The sequence below is a fragment of the Natronomonas salinimetallica genome, from assembly GCF_013839515.1.
Lineage (GTDB): Archaea > Halobacteriota > Halobacteria > Halobacteriales > Haloarculaceae > Natronomonas.
In genome coordinates, this window is sequence record NZ_JACDNQ010000004.1 from 58,894 (window position 1) to 73,443 (window position 14,550).

General features: G+C 65.8%; 20 protein-coding genes. 8 read left to right on the forward strand and 12 right to left on the reverse strand.

Going from position 1 to position 14,550, the window contains the following annotated elements; all coding sequences use genetic code 11:
- The first annotated feature begins 159 nt into the window (after positions 1-159).
- Complete coding sequence (gene cysK, locus HZR14_RS04110) at positions 160-1,107, forward strand: cysteine synthase A (RefSeq protein WP_181691602.1); 948 nt, start codon at positions 160-162, stop codon at positions 1,105-1,107.
- Positions 1,108-1,203: 96 nt separating this feature from the next.
- Here the strand turns inward: cysK and HZR14_RS04115 are convergent, their stop codons facing one another.
- The 4 genes from HZR14_RS04115 to HZR14_RS04130 form a co-directional block, all read right to left on the reverse strand.
- A complete protein-coding gene (locus HZR14_RS04115) occupies positions 1,204-1,509 on the reverse strand; it encodes a hypothetical protein (protein WP_181691603.1) in 306 nt (101 codons plus the stop codon).
- Between the two features lie 91 nt (positions 1,510-1,600).
- Positions 1,601-2,014, reverse strand: a complete 414-nt coding sequence (locus HZR14_RS04120; RefSeq protein WP_181691604.1) for an SRPBCC family protein — start codon at positions 2,012-2,014, stop codon at positions 1,601-1,603.
- A gap of 65 nt (positions 2,015-2,079) precedes the next feature.
- Entirely contained in the window at positions 2,080-2,742 is a 663-nt protein-coding gene (locus HZR14_RS04125; RefSeq protein ID WP_181691605.1) for a helix-turn-helix domain-containing protein, read from the reverse strand.
- A 108-nt stretch (positions 2,743-2,850) separates the two neighbouring features.
- The gene (locus HZR14_RS04130; protein WP_181691606.1) at positions 2,851-3,168 is read right to left on the reverse strand and encodes a CGCGG family putative rSAM-modified RiPP protein; all 318 of its coding nucleotides are present in this window, start codon (positions 3,166-3,168) and stop codon (positions 2,851-2,853) included.
- A 149-nt stretch (positions 3,169-3,317) separates the two neighbouring features.
- On the opposite strand from HZR14_RS04130, the gene HZR14_RS04135 reads away from it, so the two are divergent.
- Positions 3,318-3,692, forward strand: coding sequence for a cupin domain-containing protein (locus HZR14_RS04135; RefSeq protein WP_181691607.1), 375 nt, complete (start codon positions 3,318-3,320; stop codon positions 3,690-3,692).
- 203 nt (positions 3,693-3,895) lie between these two features.
- On the opposite strand, the gene gdhB is transcribed toward HZR14_RS04135, so the two are convergent.
- The 4 genes from gdhB to HZR14_RS04155 form a co-directional block, all read right to left on the reverse strand.
- Positions 3,896-5,179, reverse strand: coding sequence for a glutamate dehydrogenase GdhB (gene gdhB, locus HZR14_RS04140; protein ID WP_181691608.1), 1,284 nt, complete (start codon positions 5,177-5,179; stop codon positions 3,896-3,898).
- A gap of 18 nt (positions 5,180-5,197) precedes the next feature.
- The gene (locus tag HZR14_RS04145) at positions 5,198-5,353 is read right to left on the reverse strand and encodes a rubrerythrin-like domain-containing protein (protein WP_181691609.1); all 156 of its coding nucleotides are present in this window, start codon (positions 5,351-5,353) and stop codon (positions 5,198-5,200) included.
- A 103-nt stretch (positions 5,354-5,456) separates the two neighbouring features.
- Positions 5,457-5,831: a putative zinc-binding protein gene (locus HZR14_RS04150; RefSeq protein WP_181691610.1), complete on the reverse strand. Its 375-nt coding sequence runs from the start codon at positions 5,829-5,831 to the stop codon at positions 5,457-5,459.
- A gap of 54 nt (positions 5,832-5,885) precedes the next feature.
- Positions 5,886-6,509 carry a DUF7998 family protein gene (locus HZR14_RS04155; protein WP_181691611.1) on the reverse strand — a complete coding sequence of 208 codons (624 nt, stop codon included), beginning with the start codon at positions 6,507-6,509 and terminating at the stop codon, positions 5,886-5,888.
- A gap of 197 nt (positions 6,510-6,706) precedes the next feature.
- Between HZR14_RS04155 and HZR14_RS04160 the strand changes: the two genes are divergently transcribed.
- The 4 genes from HZR14_RS04160 to HZR14_RS04175 all read left to right on the forward strand — a co-directional run bounded on the left by HZR14_RS04160 (position 6,707) and on the right by HZR14_RS04175 (position 10,056).
- The gene (locus tag HZR14_RS04160; protein WP_181691612.1) at positions 6,707-7,342 is read left to right on the forward strand and encodes a class I SAM-dependent methyltransferase; all 636 of its coding nucleotides are present in this window, start codon (positions 6,707-6,709) and stop codon (positions 7,340-7,342) included.
- Between the two features lie 190 nt (positions 7,343-7,532).
- Positions 7,533-8,039, forward strand: a complete 507-nt coding sequence (locus HZR14_RS04165; RefSeq protein WP_181691613.1) for a molybdopterin-dependent oxidoreductase — start codon at positions 7,533-7,535, stop codon at positions 8,037-8,039.
- 269 nt (positions 8,040-8,308) lie between these two features.
- Positions 8,309-9,526 (forward strand): hypothetical protein, encoded by a 1,218-nt coding sequence (locus HZR14_RS04170; protein ID WP_181691614.1) that lies wholly within the window; start codon positions 8,309-8,311, stop codon positions 9,524-9,526.
- A 59-nt stretch (positions 9,527-9,585) separates the two neighbouring features.
- Positions 9,586-10,056, forward strand: coding sequence for a redoxin domain-containing protein (locus HZR14_RS04175; protein ID WP_181691615.1), 471 nt, complete (start codon positions 9,586-9,588; stop codon positions 10,054-10,056).
- Between the two features lie 4 nt (positions 10,057-10,060).
- On the opposite strand, the gene HZR14_RS04180 is transcribed toward HZR14_RS04175, so the two are convergent.
- The 4 genes from HZR14_RS04180 to HZR14_RS04195 form a co-directional block, all read right to left on the reverse strand.
- On the reverse strand, positions 10,061-10,582 hold the full coding sequence (locus HZR14_RS04180) for a GNAT family N-acetyltransferase (protein ID WP_181691616.1): 522 nt from the start codon (positions 10,580-10,582) through the stop codon (positions 10,061-10,063).
- A gap of 220 nt (positions 10,583-10,802) precedes the next feature.
- Positions 10,803-11,441, reverse strand: a complete 639-nt coding sequence (locus tag HZR14_RS04185) for a helical membrane plugin domain-containing protein (protein ID WP_181691617.1) — start codon at positions 11,439-11,441, stop codon at positions 10,803-10,805.
- Between the two features lie 2 nt (positions 11,442-11,443).
- Positions 11,444-12,589 (reverse strand): NAD(P)/FAD-dependent oxidoreductase, encoded by a 1,146-nt coding sequence (locus tag HZR14_RS04190; protein WP_181691618.1) that lies wholly within the window; start codon positions 12,587-12,589, stop codon positions 11,444-11,446.
- Entirely contained in the window at positions 12,586-12,834 is a 249-nt protein-coding gene (locus HZR14_RS04195; protein ID WP_181691619.1) for a sulfurtransferase TusA family protein, read from the reverse strand. The genes HZR14_RS04190 and HZR14_RS04195 overlap by 4 nt, the downstream gene beginning before the upstream one ends.
- Positions 12,835-12,984: 150 nt before the next feature.
- Between HZR14_RS04195 and HZR14_RS04200 the strand changes: the two genes are divergently transcribed.
- Both HZR14_RS04200 and HZR14_RS04205 read left to right on the forward strand, forming a co-directional pair.
- Positions 12,985-13,377, forward strand: a complete 393-nt coding sequence (locus HZR14_RS04200; RefSeq protein WP_181691760.1) for a DUF2237 family protein — start codon at positions 12,985-12,987, stop codon at positions 13,375-13,377.
- Between the two features lie 225 nt (positions 13,378-13,602).
- A complete protein-coding gene (locus tag HZR14_RS04205; RefSeq protein ID WP_181691761.1) occupies positions 13,603-14,550 on the forward strand; it encodes a methyltransferase domain-containing protein in 948 nt (315 codons plus the stop codon).

Sequence of the window (14,550 nt, forward strand, 5' to 3'; positions counted from 1 at the left end):
CGCCCTTGCCCGGGGCCGAGGCCGCCGGGAGCGACCGCACCGAACCGGATCCGGAAGCTCGACGCGACGAACGGCGGGCGGGTGGCCGGTGCATCGGTAGTTCCCGGCCGCTGGGATTCGAGGGGACACTCTTTGCGTGGACACCCGGTAGCGGCAGTGATGGCGTCACGTGAAACAGGGCACCCGGGAACGGAGGTCGTAGCGTCGATCGACGAGATGATCGGGGGGACACCGCTACTCCGTCTGGACGCGTTTGCCGACAACCTTCTCGGGAAGATAGAAAGCCAAAACCCGTACTCGGTCAAGGACCGCATCGCCCGCGAAATCATCGATACCGCCGAACGGAACGGCGAACTCGAGCCCGGCGGAACGGTCGTCGAGTCCACCAGCGGTAACACCGGTATCGGCCTTGCGGCGGTCTGTGCGTCTCGGGGCTACGAGTGCGTCCTGACGATGCCGTCCTCGATGTCCGAAGAGCGGCGCGATATGCTCCGCGCGCTCGGCGCGGATCTAGAGCTTACGCCCGCGGCGGACGGCATGGGTGGCGCGAACCGGCGATCCGAGGAGATCGTCACCGAGTACGAGAACGCGATACTGGCCCGGCAGTTCGAAAACGAGGCGAACCCGGCGGCCCACCGTCGGACGACGGGTCCGGAACTCTGGCAGGCGACGGACGGGGGGATCGATGCGGTCGTCGCGGGCGTCGGAACGGGCGGAACGATCACCGGCGTCACAGAACACATCAAGGAGGACCGCGGCAAGACGACGTTTAGCGCCGTCGCGGTCGAACCGGTCGAGTCGCCGACGATCTCACGACAGAGTTCGGACGGCCACGAGCTCCAGGGGATCGGCCCCGGGTTCCTCCCGGATATCCTCCGGACCGAGTTGATCGACGAGGTTCGGGCGGTCAGCGCCGACGACGCGAAGGCGGCGACCCGCAAACTGGGCCGTACCGAAGGGCTGTTGGTCGGGATCTCGTCCGGCGCTGCGCTCGCCGTCGCGGCCGAATACGCCGGCGAGCACCCGGACGAACTGGTGGGCGTCGTGTTGCCCGATCCGGGCGAGCGCTATCTCTCGACGGATCTGTACGAGACGGACTCGGCGTAGCTCAGACTGCCGAGGGCACCTATGTTTTCAGGGCGAGAATCCCGCCTTTTCACGCTCCGGTGACACGATATCGCCGCGAACGCGTCGCCGGCGGTATCACTCCACGACGTACGACTGGTGATCGCCGCGGGTCCGCACGTCGACGAACTGGTGTCGCGTTTCATCACCCACGGCGCCCGCAAACGAGACGTCGGCACCGTCGTCGTCGTACACCTCGTTGGCACCGACGAGGTCGTGGTCGCTGATCGATTCGACGAGACGCCGTGGGATCGAGTCGCCGCGCTGAATATCGACGATCAAGAGACGATCGGTGAAACTCTTCGCGATGAACGCGTCGGCAACGGCGTCGTGTTCACGGAGCGTCGTCGCGAGACGGCGGAGTTCGGCCTCCCGGTCGGTCATACGTCGATACAACGGTTCTGGCCGACGAAAGCGCTGTTACGAACATCTTCGCCGACGGGGCCGAAAGAGCCGCCGGGCGATACGTCGCCCGTCATTCACACGCTCTCTCGAGCCACTCGAACTGGGCGGTGAGTTCCTTTCGGCGCTGTCGTTCGATGATCGTCGAATCGAGGACGTCCCCGACCACGGCGACGTCTAGTGCGAACTCGGTCGTCGCCGTTATTTCGGTGCCGCCGGCCGTCGGCCGAACGGCGTAGGCCGTCCGCATCGTCTCGAAGAGCCCTTCGCGCTGTTCGTAGGCGAGAACGGTCCCCGGACGGTCGACGACCGCAAGCGTCAACTCGATGCTCGCGATCCCCACGCGGTTTGCGACGTGAAGCGTGCCGTCGTCGACGGTCACCTCGTCGAACCCGGATGCTTTCATGAACGGTTCGGTCCGCCCTATCGACTCTCGAACGACCTCGGGCGGCGCATCGATCGTCCGTGTGAGGGTGATGGTATTCATCGTTTTCCGGTGGCTGTGGCGTCATCCCGTCCCCGCTCGTCGGGACACGGCGACGCCGATCCGCATCAGTCGGCACGTGCTGGCACGTTGTGTTGGGTCTTACGCGCCTCCCGGACGTGTTCTTTGAGCACCCGCTCTTCGGCCCGATGGAGGACCTCACAACAGGTCGAGGCGGCGATGTCCAGTTCGTTCGCGAGTTCCGTCAGGGTGATCCGGCGGGGCGTATCGTAGTAGCCCTGATCGATCGCCTCGTGAAGCAGCCACTGTTGGCGGTCGGTCAACAGCTCGTCCGATTCGATCTCCTGTTTGATCTGTTCGACGGAGTAGGGGATACCGAACTCGTCCAGCTGTTCACCGAGTTTCGACAGCCGGTGTTGTGGGATCGTCGTTTCCAGAATCATCTCACCATCGCTGACCTCGAAGGGCGTCTCTATCGGAACGCCCGACGTTTGGATGGAGGTCAACAACAGCGGCATCGTCGTTTCGACCTGGATCCGATTTCGGTTCGCCCCCGTCTCGAACACCGTGAGGTCGGTGACGGCGTCGTATTCGCGCATCTCCTCGCAGACGGCTTCCGGGTCCGAGGCGATGAGTTCGATTCTGGCGACGCCGGTCGAATCGTTGGCTGTCGCGGCGAGGACTCGAAACCGGGCCTCCGAGTAGCTTCTCGATATCTCTCCTATCCAGACCGGTTCCGGGACGGTGATCGTGAGCTTGGCGTAGGGCATAATTGGTGGGTATTGATTGGTGTGATCTGTTCCCACCGGTTCGTTTTAGGCCAGCCTAAAAGGGTGTTGGGACGAATATGTTCGGCGTCGATTCAAATACCGCGACAGTCACTCCACGTGGACGCGGGTAACGTGGCCGCCACATCCACACTGCTTGATATACTCCCATTCGAACTCCGGGTACTCCTCGAGCAGGACCTCATACAGGAACGCCTCCGGATGGCCGAGCGCGGCGTGGGTGACGAGATTCACGTGATTGCCGGGGGCGGTGTGTTCGACCGCGTCGATCGCGTCGTGGACGGCGAGACCGACGTCGTCGGCGTAGCGGGGCTTCTCGAGGTTTACCGACCACGAGTTGTCGTGAACCTCCTCGGTAACTGGCTCCGCGTCCGACTCGTGGTCGTGATCGTGATCCGTCGAACTCATACGCGGGTCTAGGTGCTCCACTACGATATATATCGGGGGTGTGTTCGATCATCGGGGCCGGCGTGCCCGTCGAGACCGCACCCGTCCGCTCGGCCGTCGGAAGATGTTCGGCACAATATAGGGGAATACCGGGCCACAATCCGATACGTATGCCGGCAACTACCGTCGACGCGGAACGCGAGTACGACCCCGAACGATTCGCCGCACACGGGGTGTTCCGGACGGAACGATCGAAAACCGTCTGCGGATACTTTGAGCCCGGTCAGTTCATCCCGGTACATGCCGCCGATAGCGACGTCACGATCGTCGTCCAAGACGGGACGGGCATCGTGCGTGACGGCCAGGAGGAACACGAGGTAGCCCCCGGCTCCGTAGTCACGGTTCCGGCCGGCCGCGAGCGGGGCGTCCGCGCCGACGACGGCCGTCTCGAAGCGGTACTCGTGACTTCCCCCCCACCGACCGACGCCGAACACGAACCGGTCCGTCAGGGACTGCGAAACGACGAGTTCGATCCGTCGAACTGATACTGGTGGACGAAATCAAATGAAACCGACTCACGAGTGATCCGCCGTTCGCTCCGTCGAACGGCGTGATCCTCTGCGTCGTGTGTACATTCTTTTGCCCGTCAGTATGAGAGGTCCCGTCCGCCGTCGGCCTTCGATCGACGGTTATCTCACGGCCACAGCAACTGACAATCGCCTCACGGCCACAGCAACTGACAATCGCCTCACGGCCACAGCCCCCGACTCTCGTGGGCGGCCGCGATCCGGGATACCCCGACGATATAGGCGGCCTCCCGCCAGGTCACGCCCCTGTTTTCGACCTCGCGGCGGACCGCATCCCACGCGTCGATCATCACGGCTTCGAGCTCCTCGTTTACCCGATCCAGGGACCACGTGCGATGGTTGATGTCTTGGACCCACTCGAAGTAACTGACCGTCACCCCGCCCGCGTTCGCGAGGATGTCGGGCACGACATGGATCCCACGGTCGGTGAGGATCGAATCGGCGGTGAACGTCGTCGGGCCGTTTGCGCCCTCGACGACGAAATCCGCCCGGATATCGTCCGCGTTCCCCTCGGTGATCACGTTCCCGAGCGCTGCCGGAACGAGGAGGTCGACGTCGAGTTCGAGCAACGCCGCGTTGCTGATCGTGTCCTCGGCGTACTCCGTGACCGCCTCGGGCTCTTGATCGTGGGAGGGGATCCCGGACGTATCGAGGCCGGTCAGGTCGTAGGCCGCCCCGTTTACGTCGCTGACCGCGACGACGGTCGCGCCCCACTCCTCGAGTAGCCGGGCGGCGTTCGCGCCGACGCTCCCGAAGCCCTGCACGGCGACGGTCGTCTCGGAAAGCGGGCGATCGTAGTACTCCAGTAGCTCGCGGCTGATGATCGCGACGCTCCGACCGGGGGCTTCCTGGCGGCCCTCACTCCCGCCGACGGCGATCGGCTTGCCGGTCACCACGGCCGGGGCCGTTTCGGCCTCCTGGATGCTGTAGGTGTCCATGATCCAGGCCATCGTCTGGGCGTTCGTCCCCATATCCGGCGCGGGGATGTCCGTTTGCGGCCCGATGACGTTCCGGAGTTCGTTGGTGAAACGGCGCGTTAGCCGTTCGATCTCCCCGTCACTGAGGGCCTTCGGATCGACGTTGATCCCCCCTTTCGCGCCGCCGAAGGGGAGGTCGACGACGGCACACTTCCAGGTCATCCACATCGAGAGTCCGATGACCTCCTCGCGGTCGACGTGTGGATGATACCGGAGGCCGCCTTTGTATGGTCCGCGGACGCTGTCGTGTTGGGCCCTGTATCCGCTGAACACGTCCACGGTCCCGTCATCGCGTTTGAGCGGGACCGTGACCTCGTGGACCGACGTCGGGTGGCTAAGTCGCTCGATGATGTTTTCGTCGACCTCGATGAGGGATGCGGCCTTGTCGAGTTGGTATCGGGCGGTATCGAGCGGCGTTTCGGGCGGCTGTTCGGCCTGTTCGTCGGTGGATTGGAGGCTGTCTGACATCGGGGTCCCGGAAAACGGTTATTCGACCGATTTCGCGCGGTTCTGGAACTCGCCGCCACAGTCCGAACACTCCCCGGGATGTGTTTCGGCCTCGACGATCATCCCGCATTGGAGACACTCATACTCGGAGGAGATGTCCGCCGTATCGTGCTCGATATCGTGTCCTTCGGGCATACCCGATACTCGGGGCTCCTTGGTTAAATATATATTGTATAATGAGTATTAATTCCGCCGGCGGTCGGGTGGACGGATCACCCATCCGGACCGGTAGACGAACTCACTGTTCGAGGCGCTCGGCCGCTTCGACGAGTTCGTCGAACAGGCGGTCGGCCCGCTCGTCGTCGTACCCCGTGTGGTATCCCTTCGGGACGCCCCGTTCTGCGAGGTTGACGTGGCACTCGGGCGTGACGTCGTGTTGTTCGAGGCTCTTTCGCGCACATTCCAGCGGACAGCCGTCTATCACGAGCGTCGGACGGCCGGAGGTCGCGGTGTTCACGAGCGGGCCGACGTCCCCGCCGACGCCCGCGATACAGGACATCTCCGCGACGCGCTCGCGGTCGAGTTTGACAGCGAGGTCGTTCGCCATCTGTGCCGCGCTCGAACACCCCGAACACGAATACACCAACGGGAGCTCGTCGTAGTCAGTAGCCATCGCCGAAAACTTCGGCGGTCGAACACGAGAAGGAATTCCCGAATACGTTCGCGTTCAGAACGGGGCGTCCGGCGAGCCCCTGCTCGGTTCTTCTCGTTCCCCGGTGCGCTCCATGGGGGTGGACCCGACCCCGGCGCTGGCCTCGGGGCCGGCGGTCAGGTCTCCGGTTTCCAGGTACGTCGTCTCCAGCTCCGCGAGCTGGTCGTTGATCGCCTCGCTTTGGTGATGCATCGGCGCGGCACGGACCCGGACGAGGTCGTACTCGTGGCGCTCGGAGAGCCCGTTCCAGGCGCGGAACGATCCGAACGTCAGCGTGTGCGTCTGCGGACAAAACGGGGTCGTCGGCGTGAACGCCGCGCGCAGGACCCGGTCTGCGCCGTCGTCCCCTACGGCATCGTCGGCGTCCGGTCGCTCCTCTGCGTACCGGTATCCGGCGTTCGTGTGTCGGGTATCCAGATTGAGCCGCGCCAGGTTGTAGTTGAACGTCATGTCGTACACCTTCCGCTCCTCGAAGAGCTCTCTCGTCAGCCGATGGAAGGCGACGTGATCACGCCCCGTGAGTACGTCGTGTCCCGTGAGAAACCGCCCCGGCGTCGGAACGTCCTCCGGGACGAACTCGTCGTAGCTGTCGAACAGGCCGCTGTCGTCGGACCCGAACGGTGAGGGAAAGCCCGGCATGGACACGTCTTCGGGACGGACATACATACGATCATCCCCGGAGATGTTCGAACTCCCCTTTTCGCCGGGAACACGTTCGGCACAACAGCTTATTTTTCCGGCCCCGACGTGGAAACGTCGCCAGCATCGGCTCCGACGGGAGAGGAGCCGATGCACCGACCGGCCGACCGCCGGCCCGGACAGCGGCGTAGCGATCCATGGAACGAACCACCCGACGCCAGGAACTGAAGCAGTGGGACGAACGGTTTCGGAGCGGATCGTACCCACAGGATCCGGACCCGTCCCCGCTCCTTCGACGATACGTCGGCGAACTCCCCGACGGTCGCGCCCTCGATATCGCCACCGGCACGGGTCGGAACGCGGTGTTTCTCGCCGCGTCGGGATATACCGTCGACGCGATCGACCAGTCGTACGAGGGGCTCAAAATCGCCCGCGAGAACGCGTCCCGCCGGGGCGTCGAGTCCCGGATCAACTGGATACGGGCCGACGTCTCGGCACACGCCTTCCCCACAGACCGGTATGCGCTGATCACGGTCAGTTTCTACCGGTGTCTCGACCGGTTTGCCGACGTCAAAGAAGCGCTCGCCCCCGGCGGATGCGTGTTCGTCGAACACCATCTCCGGTCGTCGGATCCGACGCCGGGCGGGGCGAGCGACGACCGGTACCGGTACGCCGCCAACGAACTCCTGCACTCGTGTCTCGATTTGACCGTCCTCCACTACGACGAGGCGATCGAACGGCCGTCCGAGGGGAAGGGGCGCGCGACCGCACGGCTGCTCGCGCGAAAGTCCACGGGAACGAGACAGCCGTATCCGCTCCGTCCACAGCACTGATGTGGTGTCGACCGGGCGAGAACGCTCGTCCGATCGGGCGCAAGCACTCGTTCGACAGGATGCAAGCGCTCGTCCGACCGCGCACAGACACTCGTGTCCCCGAATCGACGAAACGGACGGCCACGACGACCGACGCGTTCGGACGTGTTCGAACCAGCCTTTTTGACAGGGCGGCGTCTGGTTCTGATCAATGAGCGAACTCAAACGTCACGCCATCCCCGAGGGCGTCGAAACGGAGGGGTGGACGCTGGACGTGTCCGGGAGCGTCGGACGGCCACTGCAACTGGAGCGACGCGATCTCACGGCGTTTCCGGTCGAAACGTTCACCGAGGACTTCGCCTGCACCGAGGGGTGGGTCGCGGAGGGGCTCTCCTGGCGTGGGATCCGTCTCGGAGAGCTACTCGACTGCGCCGCCCCCGCGGCCGGAAGCGAGTGCGCGCTCGTTCGCGCATCGGACGGCGAGTACGCGTGTTCGTTCACGATCGATCGCCTCGCCGAGTCGCTTCTCGCCGTCGAACTCGACGGCGATCCGCTCCCGCCGGAACACGGCGGCCCGGCACGGTTGGTTCCGACCGATTCCGACAGCGACTGCTGGGAGAGCATCAAGTGGGTATCCGAGATCGAACTCGGGACGTCGTCGCTGGCCGCGGAGTCGACCGCCAGGGGGACGGCTCTGGGACGGATCGACGGGGCGTGAGCTCCGTGACCCCGCTTTCCGAGTGCCCTTTCGGAGGCGATCCGCTTCGCCGTTTCGGAGGCGACCCGCTTCGCCGTTTCGGAGGGTGCCGGATCTGTCGTTTCGGAGGGTTTCGATCCGCCGTTCGTGGGCTTTCTCGGGCACGTCGCCGCCGCTGCTCGGCGGTTCGGTACTCACTCGGACGTGCCCTGACACTCGGTTGGGTCCGTGAACCCGTTCCGGCGGGCGAGCGATACCGACGGATACCGTTCCCCGACGGTACATAAACAATGGGTTCGGCCGGGCTACGGAAGTGGACGCAGCGGTTCACGATCGCGAGTGCTGGATCGTTCGTCCTCTTTCTCCTCGCGACCCGCTCTGGGGTCGGCCGTCCGATCCCTCTCTTGATCGCCGTCTTCGGGTTCATCTGTCCGATGATCTTCGGCATGGCGTATCTCCTTCTCCCGCCGTACGTGGGTACGACCCTCGTCGACCAGCGGCTTGCGGGCGTCCACTTCGTCGCGACCTACCTCGGGGCCGGTTCTCTCGTGGGGGACCGACTCGTGGGGGACCGACTCGTGGGGGACGTCGGCCTATTCCGACTCGTCGGAGACACCGACGTACTGGTATACGTCGGTACAGCGTCCTGGACGCTCGGCGTCGTCGTCTTCGTCGGTTCGTTGCTCGCAAGCGTCGCTCCCGTGCTCGTTCGCTCCCCCACCGAGGTCTTCCGGGGGGGCGATACGCCCCAACGCTCGACCCGACTCGCCACGGCGACGATGCCGGCCGCGATCGGCTATCTCGTCGTCGGAACGGCCGTCCTCGTCGTGGCCGTGCTCCCGACTTCGATCGGTTCAGCCACGCTTTCGCAGGTCACTCACTACTATCTGATCGGATTCGGGACGCTTTTGATCTACTCGCTCGGGGCCCGTCTGCTGCTCGGATTCTTTCACGTCTCACCGCCACGGGCCATCGTCCGGGCCGTCCTCGTGACCGGTCTCATCGCGCCGATTCCCCTCGGAACGTACCTCTGGATCGGCCCCTGGTTCCGGATCGGTGCCGTGGCCGCGGCGGCCTCGATGACCGGATACGTGGGCCTCGTGCTGTTCGTCGCCCGGGAAACGAGCCGCGTTCGGGTCGGCCTCTCGGGGATCGTCCTCGGTGCGGTCGCCGGGGGAATCGCCGTCGGATCCTCGCTTCCAGTCGCGTTCGGGCTCGGTGAGATGGGGCTCATAGCCGCCCATCGGACGCTCGTGCTCGCCGGATTCTTCCCGCTCACGATCGTCGGGTACGCGTACCTCTTTTTCCCGGTGTCGGAGGGGCAGTTCACCGGGGCCCACCCACGGTCGGCGAGAGCGACGATCGGACTGCTCGGGGTCGGTGTCACACTCCAGGTCGCCGGTATTCTCACCCCTTACGAACTGTTGGCCAGTACCGGGACGGCGGCATCCGTACTCGGGGCGATCGGATACAGCTACCTCCTCGGACGCCGTTTCGCGAGCATATAACTCGGTGGCGAGTCACATTTTCGGCAGCCTTTATGATACTGCGGACGCAACCCTCGTCCATGTCTCATCCCGAAGTTGGTGACACCGCCCCGACATTCACGGCAACGCTCGGTACCAGTGATCACGAGTCGTTCGATCTCGGGGATCACCTCGGCGACGGCCCCGTCGTCCTCGCGTTCTTCCCCGGAGTGTTCACCCCGCCGTGTACGAACGAGATGATCGCACTCCAGAACGAACTCGACGCGTTCGGCGACGCGGACGCGACGGTCTTCGGCATTAGCGCGGATTCTCCGTTCTCACAGGGAACCTTCCGCGAGGAGCACGGTCTCGAATTCGACCTCGTGAGCGATATGGCACGCGAAGCGATCCGGGCCTACGACCTCGAAATCGACCTTCCGGACCTCGGTCTCCACGGAATCGCGAACCGGGCGGTGTTCGTCCTCGATGACAGCGGTACGGTCACGTACCAGTGGGTCGCCGACGATCCGACGAACGAACCGGAGTATACCGAGCTCCTCGAAGCGATCTGAGTTCTTACACCTGAAACTCGTACTCGTACTCTTCGCACACCGTCCCGACGATCTCGGCTTGGGACGTTCCGTGCCGTTCGAACCCGGCGGCTTCGAAGAAGCCGATTCCGACGGCGTTTCCGGCGAGGACGCCGCAGGCGATCCGATCGACGCCCTGTCCTCGGGCCCAGGTTTCGACCCGATCGAGCAGTGCCGAGGCGATCCCTCCACCCCACCGATCGGGGTGGACGTACACCGTGTGGAGTTCGACCTCGTCGGCCCAGGTCCGCTCGGCGCTCGCGAAGCCGACCGTCTCGCCCCCCTCGGCGTCCGGTTCGGTATCGACCTCCGCGACGTAGAACTCGACCGCGTCGGCCTCGATCCCCGCGGCGACGATCTCGGGGTCGTAGTACTCCTCGATCGCGGCCGCGACCGTCGAGGGGTCGAGCGCCCCCCCCAACGCGGCGTACCACGCGGCCTCGGCCACCTCGCGGACCGCCTCGGCGTCGGCGGCGCTCGCCTCGCGAACGGTCACGGACCCCGTCATCGCCCCGCCCCGCCGACGCCCATCGTGGGCCCGGCCGTCGCGACGTTGTCGTATGTCTCGGAACCGACGCCGACTGTCATGCCCGCCCGTAGACGGTGCGGGGGAAAGAATCCTCGGTCTCGGGCCGGACGGAAACCGGAGGCGTCGGGGACGGACGTCGGTAACGCCGACCCCCTTCGGGTCGCGAGCACGCGGCTCACGCATCCGAATATCCACGTCGCTACTGGGTGGTTTCCGCCGCTCCCGTTTCCGTCCGTTCCCGTCCGATCGCTCGAGCGATCGAGAGCAGATATCCGAGACCGTACTGGACGTCGGGATCCCGTGCGGCCCCCAACAGGCCGAGGGGGCCGACCTGCTCGGGCGTCTCCGCCTCGGCCGCGGCGACCCCCTCGAGCATCGTCTCGAGTCCGTCGTGGGTATCCTCCTCGGTGGCGGTATCGGCGAGTTCGCCGAGCGACGTCCCCGTCCCCGCCAGCGAGGTGACCATCTCGTCGTCGAGGGCGGAGGTCAAGAGTGATGCGACCCCCCCGAGTTCGACGAGTTCGTCGAGGGCACCCGTCCGCTGGAGGGTGAGAAGCGACTCGAGGGCGTCTTCGAGTTCCGCGCCGTTTTCGCCGACGGTCTCGGCCAGTCCGACCGTCTCCTCGGTTGCGATCCCGTCCGCGGACTCCGCCAGCGTCGCGGTCGTCCCGGCGACGTCGCGCACCATCTCGTCGGTGAGCGCGCCCTCCCCGAGCGCGAGTACGTCGAGCAACTCGTTGACCGCGTCGAGCCGACGGACGAACTCGGCGACTTCCTCGGGGTTCTCGGCGATGGCCGCCTCGAGTTCGGCCCGCTCGTCGGTGAGCTCTTCGGACATCTCTAGAGCAGTCCCCGCGCGGTGAGCCAGTAGGACTCGTTGTACGCCAGCTTCGACCAGTGGATCTTCTCTGACGGCGGCGGCGGCGACGGCGCGTTCTCGTAGTCGAAGGCGACGAACGTCGCCTCGTCCATCCCCGTCTCGATGAAACACAACGTCTTCCCGTCGTAGGTCGCCGTTGGGGGCCGCCCACGGATCCGGCTGGTGAGCCGCTGTCCGACGGTGCTAACCTGGTAGTGGGCGACGCTGCCGGACTTCGGTGCGCCCGTATCGGCCGTATCGCCGAGGGCGTAGACGTCCTCGGCCGTCTCGGCTTCGAGGGTGTGGTTGTCGACGTCGACCCAGCCCTTCTCGCCGAGGCCGGCCTCCTCGATGACGTCGATGCCGCGGTGTGGCGGGATCGAAACGAGGAGATCGTAGTCGAGTTCCGTCCCTTCCATCGAGGTCATCGTCTTCGCCTCGGGATCGACCGACTCGGCGTTGAAGAACGTCTCGACGTTGATGTCGCGGTCGTCGAGGACCGGACGGGCCCACTCGGCGATGGGAGGGGTCCCGTGAACGCGTCCGACCGGGTAGGTGTAGGTGATCTCGACGTCCTCCCGAAGCCCGCGCTCCCGGAGCCAGTCGTCGGCCATGAACGTGAACTCCAGCGGCGCGACCGGACACATGTGTGGCGATCCGACGACGCTCAACACGAGGTGGCCCTCGGTGAACGACAACAGCTCCTCGCGGAGCGCTTCGGCGCCGGCCTCGCTGTAATAGTTGTGTCCCCCTTCCTCGAGGCCGGGCACTACCTCGGGTGCGAGCGTCACCCCGGTTGCGAGCACGAGGTGGTCGTACTCGATGGGCCGGTCGCTGTCCCGACACCCGAGCGTCTTGGCGTCCGTATCGATGTCGGTCACGCGGTCGATGCGGATCTCGATGCGGCTGTCGATGAGATCCGCAAGCGGCCGGCGGCCGTCATCGACTTCGCTCTGCCCGAAGGGGACGTAGAGCCACACCGGCTTGTAGACGTGCTCCGGGCTGTCGTTGAGAAGCGTCACCCTGACGTCGCCGTCTTCCAGTTCCGGGGCGAGTCGGTCGGCGAGGTCGTTGGCCAGTACCGACCCGCCGACGCCGCCACCGACGATAACGACGTGTTCCGTCATGACTTCTCCACGTAGATCTCGTTGTGTTCGTCGCCCTCGACGATCTCGAGGACGCGGTTGCCGGACTCCTCGGCCCATTCGGGGACGTCGGTGAGTGACTCCTCGCCGTCGCTCAATAACACGACCACGTCACCCGTCTCCAGGTCGCGGATCTTCCCGATGAGATCCATCAACGGCCCGGGACACGACGACCCGCGGGCATCGACCGTCGCATCGGCGTCGATGTCGGTTTCTATCACGGTCATACGTGACACTTCGCCCCGCGACATATTAATATTGTGTGTATTTCTCAATACAGGCGAAGACCCCCACGACGGACGGACGTCTCGGGGGAGAACCGCCGGGAAGCCGATGCTTTTGTCCCCGCAGTGCCTTCCGTCGGTATGTCCGAATCCATCCCCGAGACCAACGTCCTCGGCGGGGAACTCGAGCCCTGCGGTACCGACCCGACCACCGGCTTCGAACGCGACGGCTGCTGTCACACCCATCCGGACGACCGCGGGCGGCACGAGCTCTGTGCGGTGATGACGGCGGCGTTCCTGTCGTTCAGCAGGGAGCGCGGCAACGACCTCGTGACGCCGCGGCCGGACCTGCAGTTCCCCGGACTGGAGGCGGGCGACCGGTGGTGTCTCTGTCTCGGCCGCTGGGTCGAGGCCCTCGAGGCGACGCGCGAGCAGCGCCTTCCCGAGACGACCGTCCCGCCCGTCGTCCTCGAGGCGACGAACGAAGCCGTCCTGGGCGCGGTCGAGTTGGAGACGCTGGAGGCCCACGCCTACGGGAACCTCTAGGCGATTCCGGACGGACGGCCGTCCGTTCTGTGTGCTCGATGTCCGATACGGACGAGCGTTCGTAGACAAGCCGTCGATGTTTCTCGTCCGAGGGGCCCCCGAATATCGAAAAAAGCGGATGATAGCCCCGTAGGGTCGGCTCTCCACGCGTCGGTACGGCCGTCAGTATCGGGACCCGACCGCGTCGTTTATTTCCCGCGGCGGCCACGTCCGGGCGTGTACCTGCTGGAGTTGGCCGGCGACGACGACGCATTCGCGGTCAGGGAGGCGGAGAGCCGCTGCTCGGCCGTCGACCTCGTCGCACCGGGAGTCGCCACCGCCCGCGGGGTCGAGGCCCCCGAGACGCTCGCCTACACCCGGCGGGTCTGCCGGCTGGTGGGCACCTGCGAGCCAGACGTCGACGCCGCGGGCGCGGTCGCAAGGGCCGCCTCGACCGACCGTGACGGCACCGTCGCCGTCAGGGCCCGCGACGTCAGGGGGCTCACGGGGATCGACACTCAGGCCGTCGAGCGCCGCCTCGGGCGGCACCTCGTCGAGCGGGGCTTCGACGTCGACCTCGACGATCCCGACCACACGTTCGTTGCGCTTTTTTCCTCGGGGATCGCGGCATTGGGGTGGCTCGAAACCGAGACCGTCCGCGACTTCGCCGCCCGAAAGCCGACGGAAAAGCCCTTCTTCCAGCCGGGGAGCATGGCCCCGATGGACGCCCGCGCGCTCGCGAACATCGCCGGAGCGGCCCCGGGACGCCGACTCCTCGATCCGATGTGCGGCACCGGCGGCATCCTCGTCGAGGCCGGCCTCGCGGGCGCGACCGTCGTCGGCGTCGACGCACAGGCGAAGATGGTCCGCGGGACTCGGCGCAACCTCGACGCCTACCTCGACGGCGGGACGGTCCTCCGCGGCGACGCCACGCGGCTTCCGGTCGCCGACGGGAGCTTCGACGGCGCGGTTCTCGACGTCCCCTACGGCCGCCAATCGAAGGTCGCCGGCGACTCCCTCGAGGGCCTCGTCGGCGGAACGCTCTCGGAGATCCGCCGGGTGGCCTCGCGGGCGGTCGTCGTCGGCGACCGCATCTGGAACGACGCCGCCGAGGCGGCCGGCTGGACCGTCACGGACCGGTTCGATCGCCGGGTCCACGCCTCTTTGACCCGGTACGTCCACGTGCTCGGGTGA